The organism is Haladaptatus marinus, from assembly GCF_051194195.1.
The window spans coordinates 175,429-186,840 of sequence record NZ_JBLZNK010000001.1 but is presented as its reverse complement, the minus strand read 5'-3'; the positions used below and the strand labels follow the sequence as shown (position 1 = coordinate 186,840).

At 61.4% G+C, this 11,412-nt stretch carries 11 protein-coding genes; 5 read left to right on the top strand and 6 right to left on the bottom strand.

Features of this window, described 5'->3' with window-relative positions:
• Positions 1-82: 82 nt before the first annotated feature.
• The 3 genes from ACN2TU_RS00950 to purB all read right to left on the bottom strand — a co-directional run bounded on the left by ACN2TU_RS00950 (position 83) and on the right by purB (position 2,730).
• The gene (locus tag ACN2TU_RS00950) at positions 83-565 is read right to left on the bottom strand and encodes an outer membrane protein assembly factor BamB family protein (protein WP_435151880.1); all 483 of its coding nucleotides are present in this window, start codon (positions 563-565) and stop codon (positions 83-85) included.
• An 86-nt stretch (positions 566-651) separates the two neighbouring features.
• Positions 652-1,305, bottom strand: a complete 654-nt coding sequence (locus ACN2TU_RS00945) for an SRPBCC family protein (RefSeq protein ID WP_435151877.1) — start codon at positions 1,303-1,305, stop codon at positions 652-654.
• 45 nt (positions 1,306-1,350) lie between these two features.
• Positions 1,351-2,730, bottom strand: a complete 1,380-nt coding sequence (purB, locus tag ACN2TU_RS00940) for an adenylosuccinate lyase (RefSeq protein ID WP_435151874.1) — start codon at positions 2,728-2,730, stop codon at positions 1,351-1,353.
• 167 nt (positions 2,731-2,897) lie between these two features.
• Here purB and purH point away from each other — a divergent pair, with 167 nt between their 5' ends.
• Both purH and ACN2TU_RS00930 read left to right on the top strand, forming a co-directional pair.
• Complete coding sequence (gene purH, locus ACN2TU_RS00935) at positions 2,898-4,514, top strand: bifunctional phosphoribosylaminoimidazolecarboxamide formyltransferase/IMP cyclohydrolase (protein ID WP_435151871.1); 1,617 nt, start codon at positions 2,898-2,900, stop codon at positions 4,512-4,514.
• Between the two features lie 134 nt (positions 4,515-4,648).
• Positions 4,649-4,915: a zinc-ribbon domain-containing protein gene (locus ACN2TU_RS00930; protein WP_435151869.1), complete on the top strand. Its 267-nt coding sequence runs from the start codon at positions 4,649-4,651 to the stop codon at positions 4,913-4,915.
• A 44-nt stretch (positions 4,916-4,959) separates the two neighbouring features.
• Here the strand turns inward: ACN2TU_RS00930 and ACN2TU_RS00925 are convergent, their stop codons facing one another.
• Positions 4,960-5,760 carry an alpha/beta fold hydrolase gene (locus ACN2TU_RS00925; RefSeq protein WP_435151866.1) on the bottom strand — a complete coding sequence of 267 codons (801 nt, stop codon included), beginning with the start codon at positions 5,758-5,760 and terminating at the stop codon, positions 4,960-4,962.
• 94 nt (positions 5,761-5,854) lie between these two features.
• On the opposite strand from ACN2TU_RS00925, the gene ACN2TU_RS00920 reads away from it, so the two are divergent.
• The 3 genes from ACN2TU_RS00920 (at position 5,855) to ACN2TU_RS00910 (ending at position 10,946) form a co-directional block, all read left to right on the top strand.
• Positions 5,855-6,370, top strand: coding sequence for an SHOCT domain-containing protein (locus ACN2TU_RS00920; protein ID WP_435151863.1), 516 nt, complete (start codon positions 5,855-5,857; stop codon positions 6,368-6,370).
• An 84-nt stretch (positions 6,371-6,454) separates the two neighbouring features.
• A complete protein-coding gene (folP, locus tag ACN2TU_RS00915; RefSeq protein WP_435151860.1) occupies positions 6,455-8,905 on the top strand; it encodes a dihydropteroate synthase in 2,451 nt (816 codons plus the stop codon).
• Between the two features lie 31 nt (positions 8,906-8,936).
• Complete coding sequence (locus ACN2TU_RS00910; RefSeq protein ID WP_435151856.1) at positions 8,937-10,946, top strand: S9 family peptidase; 2,010 nt, start codon at positions 8,937-8,939, stop codon at positions 10,944-10,946.
• A gap of 38 nt (positions 10,947-10,984) precedes the next feature.
• On the opposite strand, the gene ACN2TU_RS00905 is transcribed toward ACN2TU_RS00910, so the two are convergent.
• Both ACN2TU_RS00905 and ACN2TU_RS00900 read right to left on the bottom strand, forming a co-directional pair.
• Complete coding sequence (locus tag ACN2TU_RS00905; RefSeq protein ID WP_435152431.1) at positions 10,985-11,074, bottom strand: peptidoglycan-binding domain-containing protein; 90 nt, start codon at positions 11,072-11,074, stop codon at positions 10,985-10,987.
• The gene (locus tag ACN2TU_RS00900; protein WP_435151854.1) at positions 11,037-11,390 is read right to left on the bottom strand and encodes a peptidoglycan-binding domain-containing protein; all 354 of its coding nucleotides are present in this window, start codon (positions 11,388-11,390) and stop codon (positions 11,037-11,039) included. The genes ACN2TU_RS00905 and ACN2TU_RS00900 overlap by 38 nt, the downstream gene beginning before the upstream one ends.
• Positions 11,391-11,412: the final 22 nt, after the last annotated feature.

The window sequence follows — 11,412 nt, the reverse complement described above, 5'->3', positions numbered from 1 at the left end:
GTGATAGTTTCAAGTCAAATCGTGGCACGTGGCAGAGAGGCGAAATCGGACGTTTCGCACGACAATCGGAAAGCCGACTAAGCTACTCGAAGGCGTGCAAAATTCCATCGTAGGAGGTTACGTACAGCGTGTTCCCGGCGACTGCCAGATGGGTCGTTGGGGCATCAAGAGCGAGATTCCACAGCGTCTCGCCCGTCTTCGCATCGAGGGCGAGAAGTCGGCTTTCGACGCGAATCTCGTCGTGAAGCGGCACGTAGAGCACGCCGTCAGCGAGCACCGGTTGGATGTACCAGTTCCCGAAACCGTCGAGGCGTCTGAGCCACGAGAGGCCACCCTCCCTCGCGTCGTGAGGGGTTATTCTCGCGTCGAATTTGCCCTTGACGTACCCTCCCTTGTGACTTTTCTCGACAAAGAGGCCAGTCTTCGAAAAGACGACACCGTCACCCACGACGGGCGTTGCAGAGATAGTTCCGGCAGAAAGCGACCAAACGACTTCGCCGCCGGGCGTCAACGCGAAGAGGCGCGGTCGTTTCGGAGTCAGCGACGGATGCCACTCGCCGGACATGGCGACGAAGACGTGCCCAGACCCGACTGCTGGTTTACGTCTACAGCAAGCGTGACTACTACCGCTGAAACCAACGACGGACGCCTTTATTTTCGCGGAGGCGATTGCTCGGACCGTTCTTTAATTCCCAAGAGCATCTTACGCTCCATCACGAAGTGGGCCGGCTCCCAGAAGAGGTGGTCTATCAACGCACCGCCAAGGGTTCGGTCACCCGACCGCATCCGGACGATGAACCGAGTCGTGTTCTCATCGACCGGGCGAAGAACGAACGTCCATGTCCACCGTGGTGTGTCGCCCGGTGGACGAAGTACGATTGCCCGACCGGGGTCGAGAATGGCGACGACGGGAGCGGAGTCGGGCGACTGTGCCGGATAGTCCTCCGGCGCGAGACGGACGGTGTCACCGACTTCGAGGGTCTGGTGTTTGGGCAGAATCCGGTCGGCATTGTGGATGTCCGCACCCACGAGGTTTTCCAACCAGTCGTAACTGTAGAATCCACCACGTTCCTGTCCGAGTTGCACCAACCACGGCCACACGTCTTCGACCGGCGCGTCGATGCTGATGGCGTGAGTAGCCTGCACACGGGGAGAGTGAATGATGCCGTCACCCGGAAGCGGCCTATCGACCTCCTCATCGGTCGCTCCCCAGCGGAGGTGCCACGGTCGAGCGAAGAACCAATACGCGAGTGCGACGGCCGCTGCGGTGGCCGATAGCACTCGGCGATGCGTCCGTTTCGGCATAGAACCCGAAACGCCATCGAGCGGCTTAACGATAAGTACGGATGTTCAATTGCAGTCGTCCACGAGGTCGCTCGCGAGTCCCGTGTAGCCTGCTGGCGTGAGTGCGTGAAGTTCGTCACGAACGTCCTCGTCAACGTCCAACTCGTCGAAGAGGTCACGGAAGTCGGCCAGCGTGACGTGTTTTCCGCGAGTCAAGTCCTTCACACGCTCGTAGGCGTCCTCGTGACCTTCTCGACGGAGAATCGTCTGCACCGCCTCGCCGATGATTTCCGGCGTGGATTCGAGTTCCTCGCGCATGACTTCCTCGTTTGGAACGACCTTCCCGAGGCCGTCTTGCGCTTTCGTGTAGCCGAGGAGGCAGTAGGAGAAGGCGGCACCGATGTTTCGCTTGACGGTTGAATCTGAGAGGTCGCGCTGGAGGCGCGACGTGGTGATATAGTCGCCCAAAAACGTAAGGTCGGAGTTGGCCTTCGAAAGGTTGCCCTCGCTGTTCTCGAAGTCGATGGGGTTCACCTTGTGCGGCATGGTCGAACTGCCGGTTTCGCTTTCCGTCGCCACCTGTCCCAGATAGCGGTCGCTGACGTAGAGCCACGCATCGTGGTCTACATCGAGCAGGACGTTGTTCGCCCCACGAAGCGCGTCGAACAGTTCGGCGAGGTCGTCACAGGGATTGACCTGCGTGGCGAGCGCGGTGTGTTCGAGTCCGAGAGTCTCCACGAACTCCCGCGAGAACGCGCGCCAGTCCACGTCGGGATACGCGGCGACGTGGGCGGCGTACGTGCCACTCGCACCTGCGAGTTTGCCCGAAATAGATTCGACGGCACCGTCGATTCGTCCTATCGCGCGACCGAGTCGGGCGGCGTAGACGGCCATTTCCTTGCCGAACGTGGTCGGGGTCGCCGGTTGCCCGTGGGTTCGGGCGAGCATGGGAACGTCACGGTATTCCTGTGCCATCTCCGTGAGTTCGTCGCGGACGGTGGCGAGTTCTGGAAGCAGGACGTTCTCGACGGCGGGTTTGACCAGTAGACGATGGGCGAGGTTGTTCACGTCCTCACTGGTCAGCGCGAAGTGAATCCACGAGGAAAGACCCTCCAACTCGTCGGGAAGCGAGTGGCGGATGAAATACTCGACCGCCTTCACGTCGTGCTTCGTCGCGGAATATCCGGCGTAACCCTCGGTTTCGAGCGCCTTGACGATGCTCGCATCGTCCTCATCGAACTCCTCGTGCAGGGCGCGGAGGGTGTCGCGGTCGTCGGCCGCGATTTCGAACGGCGTCGCGTCGAGGTCAGCCAGCGCGATGAGATATTCGACTTCGACTTGCACGCGGGCGCGCATGAGTGCGGCCTCGCTCGCGTACTCGCGGAGCGGTGCGGTTCGACCGGCGTATCGCCCATCGAGCGGCGAAACGGCGGAAAGGGAATCCATACCTGTGCCTGCCGGGGCGTTCGGCAAAAGCGTATCGGTACGGTGACGCACAGATGTGCATATTACGGATGCAAATAAGCGATAGTCTCGAAGAAATATTCACAAACACGCATATTTTTCGGGGATAGACCGCAACTACTTTGCCGACGCCGGTTGGTCTTCTGACCATGACACAGATTGCGGGTATGGCCGGGAACCGTGGTCGAAACCTCATGCACATCGCCGATCTCGCGCCGGGCGGGGCGGAACTGGCGGTCGTCCTGACGAACAGCGCGGGCGCGCCGGTTTTGGACGAAGCCGAGAAGCGTGGCATTCCGACCGAAGTCGTCGAACTGGGCGACGACGAAGCCCGCGAAGCGCACGAGAAAAGAGTGCTCGACGCATTGGCCGACTACGAGTTCGACCTTGTCTGTCTCGACGGGTACATGCGAATCCTGACCGAGGAGTTTTTGGACGAGACGCCGACGACGCTCAACGTCCATCCCTCCTTGCTCCCCTCGTTCCCCGGTATGGACGCGTGGGGCGACGCGCTCGACACGGGTGTGAGCCTCACCGGATGCACCGTTCATGTCGTTACGGAGGCGGCAGACGAGGAAGGTAAGGTCGACCCCAAGCGGGTCGATAGCGGTCCAATCGTCACACAGGAACCGATTCCGGTCTACGAGGGAGACACGAAGGAGAGCCTCAAAGAGCGCGTCCTCTATCAGGGCGAGTTCAAAGCCTATCCGCGCGCAGTGCGCTGGTTTGCGGAGGGAGAGGTCGAAATCGATTTCGAGTCGAACATGGTTCACGTGGAGAACGACGAGGACGACGCGCTTCCGGCCCGCAAAGTCGAAACCATGGATAGAGCTGCGGATTTACGATATGGCGAAAACCCGCATCAGGACGCCGCACTGTACGCCGACGCGACCTGCGAGGAAGCGAGCGTCGTCCACGCGGAGCAGTTGAACGAGGGCGCGAAAGCGCTGTCGTACAACAACTACAACGACGCCGACGGCGCGCTGAACCTCATCAAGGAGTTCGACCGCCCCGCCTGCGCGGTCATCAAACACACCAACCCCGCTGGCTGTGCCACGGCCGATTCGCTCGCCGAGGCCTACGACCGCGCGCTCCGAACCGACGCGAAAAGCGCGTTCGGCGGCATCGTCGCACTGAACCGCGAATGTGACGACGCAACGGCGGAGCAAATCGTGGATTCGTTCAAGGAAGTCGTCGTCGCGCCGAGCTACACCGGCGACGCACTAGCGACCCTCCGCGAGAAAAAGAACTTGCGCGTACTCGATGTCGTCGAACTCGGCGACATCACCGAAACGCACACCGAAAAAGACCTCGTCGGCGGGCGTCTCGTGCAGGAACGCGACATGCAGGCCCCGACTCGGCACGACCTCAAAATCGTCACCGACCGGGTTCCAACGGACGACCAACTCGATTCCATGCTCTTTGCGTGGCAGACCATCAAGCACGTCAAGTCCAACGCCATCCTGTTCGCCAAGGGCACCGAGACGGTCGGCGTCGGCGCGGGACAGGTCAGCCGCGTGGATGCAGTCGAGATTGCAAAGATGAAGGCCGAACGCGATGCGGAGGGCAAGGACGCCGAGGGTGCAGTGATGGCGAGTGACGCCTTCTTCCCGTTCCCGGACGCCATCGAAGAGGCCGCGGAAGCCGGAATCGAGGCCGTCATCCAACCCGGCGGGTCGGTCAACGACGACGACGTAATCGAGGCCGCGAACGAGCACGACATGGCGATGGTGTTCACGGGGAGTCGGTGCTTCCGGCATGACTGAGTGTTAACGAAGAATGTCGGAAGCACGTCGTGGAGCGTAGCGGAACGACGGTGCTTTAGACACGATTGAGCGCTAGCGAAGGAGCGTCGAACGCTCGGAAGAAAGCTTATTACCGAAGCTGTTAACGATCTTCTATGAATCTCCGAGCGGAACATGGCGTCTATCTGGCGGTCTGGCTCGTCGTCATCGCCTTTCTCGTGATGTTCTTTTATATGGGGCCGTTCGGCTGGATCATCGGGATACTCGTCTTTCTCGCAGTTCTCAAACTGGCCGACTTGAGTGGCTTCTTTCAGGGGACGCCGTCGGAGCCGAAGCGCAGCTGTCCCGCCTGCGGCGCTCGGAACCCTGCTGCCCGAACCGACTGCCACTACTGTGACACCTCCCTAACTGAGGAACCGTAACGACACCCTCATCGTTCGCGTCGCCCGCCGCTATCGCTCGTCTTCTACAATCCAGCCACGAAATCAGCAATCGCACGGTTGAACTCGTCCGGTTCTTCCAACGTGGGAACGTGGCCGCTGTCCTCGAACAGTTCGAACTCGGTATCCGGAATCCGGTCTGTCACGTCCTCCACGGCGGCGACGGTTCGCCATTTCTCGTCGGCGCCAGCGCAGGCGAGCGTCGGAACGTCGATGTCGGGGAGCACGTCGCGGTAGTCTCGTACCGAGTAATCGAACAGAATCGCGCTCTTGATCGGCGGCGGCGTGCGCGAGACTTCATCGAAGACCAATCGTCTCATCTCCGCCGAAGGGGGCGTTTTAAACGTCTGCTGGATGAGAGCTTCGACGAGACCGAGGTGGTCGGTTTGCACCAGTTCAAGCGTCTCGGTAAGTCGGTCGAGGTTGGTGTTTCCGTGTTCGAAATCGTCCCACTGGAACGGCGAGGCCGACATATCCACGACGACGAGTCCGCGAATCCCGTCCGTCCCGAACTGATCGAAATACTCCCACGCGACGAGCGCGCCCATCGACCAGCCGACGAGAACCACGTCGTCGAGGTTCTGTCCGTCGAGAAACGCCCGCAGGTCGCGGGCGTACTGCGGGACGGTGTGTCCCGTTTCCGTCTTTTCCGACCGACCGTGACCCCGGTAGTCGAGCGCAATCGTTCGGAAGTCATCCGAGAGGCCGGACAACTGCGGCGTGAAAAATCGGATGCCGGTCGTTACCCCCGGAAGAAAGACGAGTGGCGTTCCTTCCCCCTTCTCCTCGAAATAGCAGTCCGCTCCGTTGCACTGTTGATAGGGCATCACCTACCCGTCTCGACGCGTACGGGCAAAGTCGTCGTGGCCACTCACGCCGCGGAGAACGGGTTAAAGTGCGCTCCCGACAAACGTCCCGACGATGGGACTGCTCGGTGATTCCAAAGTCAAGGCCCTGCTCGCTGGGTTCGTGCTTTCGCTGGTTTTGCTCGTCGGTATCGCCGCGCTCGGACTGCTGGCCGCGCTCTCCGCGCTCGGCAACCCGGAGTACGCCAACACCCCCCTACTTCTGGTCTTCCTCGACGCCGCCGCTGTGTACATCGTGGCGTTTCTGTTGGACGCACTCGTTGCGGGACTGCTGTTCATCGGATTGGTCGTGGCCGCCGCGCGAAACGTTTCAATGCCGCGGAACGACCGCCTCGCCGGACTCGTCCGGCGGGCGGAGCGACTCCACCCGCATGCCAGTTCGCTCGGTCTGTCGGAACGCGTCGAACCGACGACCGAAGACCGGATGGACGAGTTGAAAGAACGGTACGTGACGGGCGAAATCGGCGAGGCCGAGTTCGAACGCCGGATGAAACGCCTCGTGGACGAGGACGTGAGCGACGAAGAAGTTCGGCGAGAGCGCAGACGAACCGAACGCGAATACGAGTACTGACCGATTGACGGAACCCAGACTGTTGACGAAGGGCAGTTTCTCGACTTCGACAACCTAAAGCGGACTGCTTCTGTCGTCACTGATATGGACTACCACGAGGCGGCGAACTTTCTTTTCGACTTGCGGCGATTCCGCCCGAAACCGGGGACGGACTCCACCGCAGACCTCCTCGCACACCTCGGCGACCCCCACGACGGCGTGCAGTTCGTACAGGTAGCGGGGTCGAACGGAAAAGGGAGTACCGCCAGAATGGCAGAGCAAGCGCTCAGAGAGGCAGGATTGACGGTCGGCCTCTACACGTCGCCGCATTTCGACGACGTTCGCGAGCGCATCACGGTCGATGGCCGAAAAATCACGAAATCCACGATGATCGAATTCGTGGAGGACGCCCACGATTACGTCACCGACCGGGCGGTAGACGGCAACTCTCCGACGTTCTTCGAAACGATGACCGCGATGGCGCTGTGGTATTTCGGCCGCGAGGAAGTCGATGTCGCCATCCTCGAAGTCGGCATCGGCGGGCGCTACGACGCGACGAGCGTCGTCGACCCGATTGCCGCTGCGGTGACGAGCGTGACGCTCGAACACACGGGAATCATCGGCGAGACGGTCGAGGAAATCGCCCGTGATAAGGCACACGTTGCGCCAGCCGACGCGCCGTTGGTCACCGGTGCGACAGGGGACGCCCTCGACGCGATTCGGGAGCAAGCGGGCGACGTTATTTTGGTCGGGGACGGAAGGGACGCCGAAAGCGACGTGCAAGCCACCTACGAGGGCCGAACGAACCACACCGAGGCCGCGATTTCCCTGTCGGGGGCGGACTGGGAGGTCGAAACCGCGATTCCACTGCTCGGCGAGTATCAGGCCCAAAACGCCGGCATCGCAGCGGTACTAGCCCAGCAGGTCGCCGACGTGAGCGAGAACGAACTCGCCCGAGGGTTGCGAAAGGGATTCTGGCCTGGCCGGTTCGAAGTGATGGGAACTGACCCACTCGTCGTTCTCGACGGGGCGCACAATCCGGGAGCGTGTGAAGCACTCGCCGAAACCATCTCGGAGTTCGACTACGACGAGTTCCACCTCGTGTTCGGCGCGATGCACGACAAGGATGTGCAGGCGATGGTGGACGCGCTTCCGGTACCGAACCGTGCCGTCGCTTGCCACCCGAATCTCGACCGCGCGGAGGACGAAGAAGTCCTCGCACGCGCGTTCGAAACGCACGGTGCGGGCGAGGTTGCACGAGTGAGTTCGGTCGAGAGCGCGCTGGAAAACGCCCTCGCGGAGGCCGAAACGGACGATTTAGTTCTCGTCACGGGGTCGCTGTTCGCGGTGGCGGAGGCACGAACGCGATGGACGCGGGGCGAAATTCCGAAACGAATCGGCAATCTGGAGGAAGCACAAGAGGCGCTGGAAGGAACGGACGTCGCGGAACACGGGGTCTGGAGAATGCGAGGAAAAGCAGTTCACCGCGTGCTGAAAACGCGCGTACAGGTTCGACAAGCCCAGTACATCAAAGAGGAAATGTTGCGCCTCGGCGGCGAATGTGCCCAGTCGGGCCTGAGCGACCGCGATGACGAGAACATCGACGTGTTGCTCATGGGGACGCTAGCTCAGTACAAACGACTCGCCGAAACGTTGGACGGAGAACATTACGGCTTGTCGGTGTTCGCGGATGAACTCCGGGACACCCTCGGCATTCAAAAGGGAGAGTGCGAGCACGGCTACCCGTGGGAAGGTCGGACGGCGGTGATGGGCATCCTCAACGTCACGCCGGACAGTTTCCACGACGGGGGTCAGTACGAAGTCCACGAGGACGCCGTCGAACGCGCGAAAGAGATGGTCGAATCGGGGGCGGACATCATCGATGTTGGCGGCGAAAGCACCCGACCCGGAGCGGACGAAATCTCGAACGAGGAGGAAATCGAACGGATCGTTCCGGTTATCGAGGAAATCAGCGATTTGGATGCGATGATTTCGGTGGACACGAGAAAAGCGGCGGTCGCCCGCGCGGCACTCGAAGCGGGTGGAGACATCATCAACGACGTATCGGGCCTCGCCGACCCTGAAATGCGGTTCGTCGCCGCCGAGTATGACGCGCCTCTCGTGGTGATGCATAGCCTCGACGCGCCCGTGGTTCCCGAACACGTCGTCGAATTCGACGACGTGGTGGAGGACGTTATCGCGGAACTGGAAGAGCGCGTTCTCCTCGCGGAAAAAGCCGGACTCGACAGGAGCCAAATCATCGTCGACCCCGGACTCGGATTCGGCAAGCACGCCGCCGAGAGTTTCGAACTGCTCGGTCGGACGGGCGAGTTCCACGGACTCGATTGTCCCGTCCTCATCGGCCACTCGCACAAATCGATGTTCGAGCTCATCGGACAGGAGGCGGGCGAACGCGGTTCCGCGACGGTCGCCGGAACCACGATCGCCGCGGAGCGCGGTGCAGACATCGTCCGCGTTCACGACGTAGAAGCGAACGTCGCCGCGATTCGTGCCGTCGAAGCCGTCGAATCCCCCGATACTTTCGGCGAACCATAGAGTGACATGGACGTGGAATGACACCTTCGATATGGACGTTCGCGCCCTCGAATTGGACGACCGGTATGACTACCGGAGCGTTTCCACGTGTTCGCTTTCCCCGGACGAAAAACGCGTCGCATTCGTCGTCACCGAATTCAACGAAGAAGCCGACGAATCACAGCAGTCGCTGTTCGTCACACCCACCGACGGAAGCGATGACCCATACCGACTGACGCGCACGCCCGGCGTCGGGTCGCCGAAATGGTCTCCGGACGGAACGAAACTCGCGTTCACTGCCGCCCGAGAGCGAGACGTGTCTCTCCAAGTAGGATACGAGGATGACGCTCCCGATGAGCCGAAATCCCAGGTGTGGGCGTTCGACTTCGAACGCGGCGGCGACGCCCGCCAGCTGACGGAGCGTGAGGAAGGCGTCCGTGAGTTCGATTGGGGGCCGGACGGTGACCGACTCGTCGTCTCGGCCCGCGACCCCACCGAGGACGAACGGGAGTACATCGATGCCCGACGAACCGACGACGCACCCGTTGAAATCGAGCGACTGCAACACAAGTTCAACGGACAGGGATGGCTCGATAGCGTCACGACCTACCTGTTCGTCGTGGATGTAGCGACTCGCGAGGAACGCCGACTCGACGACGCCTTCGGCAGCGGGGCACACGAACCGTTGTCGGGACTGCAGCCCGCATGGGGTCCGGAACGGATTGCCTTCGTCTCCAATCGCACCGACCGCCCCGACGATTCGATGGCGATGGACGTGTACACCATTGCTCCCGATGGGAGCGACCTGCGACGAATCACCGACGGCGAACTCTCCGCTTCGAATCCAAGCTGGGGGCCTGACGGTCGCCGGCTATCGTTCGTCGGCAGTGACCCGACGAACTGGTACGTTCCAAGTCAGGCGTACGTCGCCGAGGGCGAGACGTACCGGTCTGTTTCCGCCTCCCTCGACCGAACGGTGGTTGGCACACCCCATTGGACGGGTGACGAGACGCTCCTCTGTCCCATCGGGGACGGCGCACGAACTCGGTTGGTTCGACTCGATGCGAATCGGGACGACCCGGAGCGCGTGTTCGACGGGCAGAGCGAATACCGGACGATAACGGCGTTCGATGCGACCGAATCGACCGTCGCGCTCTGTCTCACGGGGGCGGACGAACCGGCGGATGCGTACACGATGCCGGTGCCGACTGCGCACGGCGATGGTGGCCCCGAGCTGACTCGACTCACGGCGATGAACGAGGAGTTCGTCGAAACGGTGGCAACGCCCCAGTGTGAGCGCATTACGTTCGAAAACAGCGATGGCGACACCGTGGAAGCGATTGCATATCTGCCAGCCGATTTCGACAACGCAAATCCCGAACCCCGGCCGCTCATCACCGCGATTCACGGTGGCCCGGCGACGTACGACGCGCCACGATTCGGCTTCGATGACTGCTACTGGACGGGAAGAGGGTACATCGTCCTTCGGGTCAATTACCGAGGGAGCACCTCCTACGGGCGGGAATTCAGCGAAGTCATTCGCGGCGAGTGGGGGCCGCGCGAGAGCGACGATATCATTTCGGGCGTCGAGTGGTGTGTAAAACAAGGATGGGCGGACGACGACCGACTGTTCGTCACCGGTTTCTCGCAGGGCGGTATCAACACGGTTCACGTCATCACACGGACGGATATGTTCGCGGCCGCCACGCCGGAACACGGCATCTACGACTTCTACTCCCTTTTCGGAACCGGTGACCTCCATCAGTGGTACGAAAACGACGTTGGCCTTCCGTGGGAGGAACCGGACGCCTATCGTGCCATGTCGAGTCTCACCGATGTTGGCAACATCGACACGCCGACGCTCGTCACCGCCGGGGAGAACGACTGGCGCTGTCCGCCGACGCAGGCGGAACAACTCTACGTGAGTCTGAAAAAGGAAAACGTTCCCGCGAAACTCGTCGTGTATCAGGACGAACATCACGACATCGGCACGCCCGAGCGTGCCTCTCATCGATTGCGGACGCTCACGAACTGGTTCGAGCGTCACGACCCTGCACAGTAAAAAACGAAGCTGCGAGACGCGGGACTGCTGGTTTTCGATTAGTTGCCGATGTCGACGAGCGCCTGCCACGTGTTCGGCCCGACGATACCGTCAACCGCAATGCCAGCACTCGACTGGAAACTCTCGATGGCCCCTTCGGTCTCCGAACCATAGTAGCCCGTCCACGGCGATACTGTAACCTTCGTCGTAGCGCAGGTGGTGCTGGGCGGCATAGGTCGTCCAGTACGGGTCGTCGCTCGAACTCGTGACGTAAACGACGAGGTTACTCCATGTGTTCGGGCCGACGTAGCCATCGACCGTGAGTCCCTGTGCGGACTGGAAGCTCTTGACCGTGCTCTCGGTTTCCGGGCCGAAACTGCCGTGGTGGGCGAGGTTGTAGCCGTGGTGTTCCAGCAGATACTGAATCGAATACACTGCTTCACCCGTGTCGCCGCGCGTGTACACCGGCCACAGGTACCACCACTGC

Excerpts from the sequence above, each read along its gene's own strand:
- ACN2TU_RS00950 (WP_435151880.1), bottom strand. The coding sequence starts at position 565 with ATGTCCGGCGAGTGGCATCCGTCGCTGACTCCGAAACGACCGCGCCTC.
- ACN2TU_RS00945 (WP_435151877.1), bottom strand. The coding sequence starts at position 1,305 with ATGCCGAAACGGACGCATCGCCGAGTGCTATCGGCCACCGCAGCGGCC.
- purB (WP_435151874.1), bottom strand. The coding sequence starts at position 2,730 with ATGGATTCCCTTTCCGCCGTTTCGCCGCTCGATGGGCGATACGCCGGT.
- purH (WP_435151871.1), top strand. The coding sequence starts at position 2,898 with ATGACACAGATTGCGGGTATGGCCGGGAACCGTGGTCGAAACCTCATG.
- ACN2TU_RS00930 (WP_435151869.1), top strand. The coding sequence starts at position 4,649 with ATGAATCTCCGAGCGGAACATGGCGTCTATCTGGCGGTCTGGCTCGTC.
- ACN2TU_RS00925 (WP_435151866.1), bottom strand. The coding sequence starts at position 5,760 with ATGCCCTATCAACAGTGCAACGGAGCGGACTGCTATTTCGAGGAGAAG.
- ACN2TU_RS00920 (WP_435151863.1), top strand. The coding sequence starts at position 5,855 with ATGGGACTGCTCGGTGATTCCAAAGTCAAGGCCCTGCTCGCTGGGTTC.
- folP (WP_435151860.1), top strand. The coding sequence starts at position 6,455 with ATGGACTACCACGAGGCGGCGAACTTTCTTTTCGACTTGCGGCGATTC.
- ACN2TU_RS00910 (WP_435151856.1), top strand. The coding sequence starts at position 8,937 with ATGGACGTTCGCGCCCTCGAATTGGACGACCGGTATGACTACCGGAGC.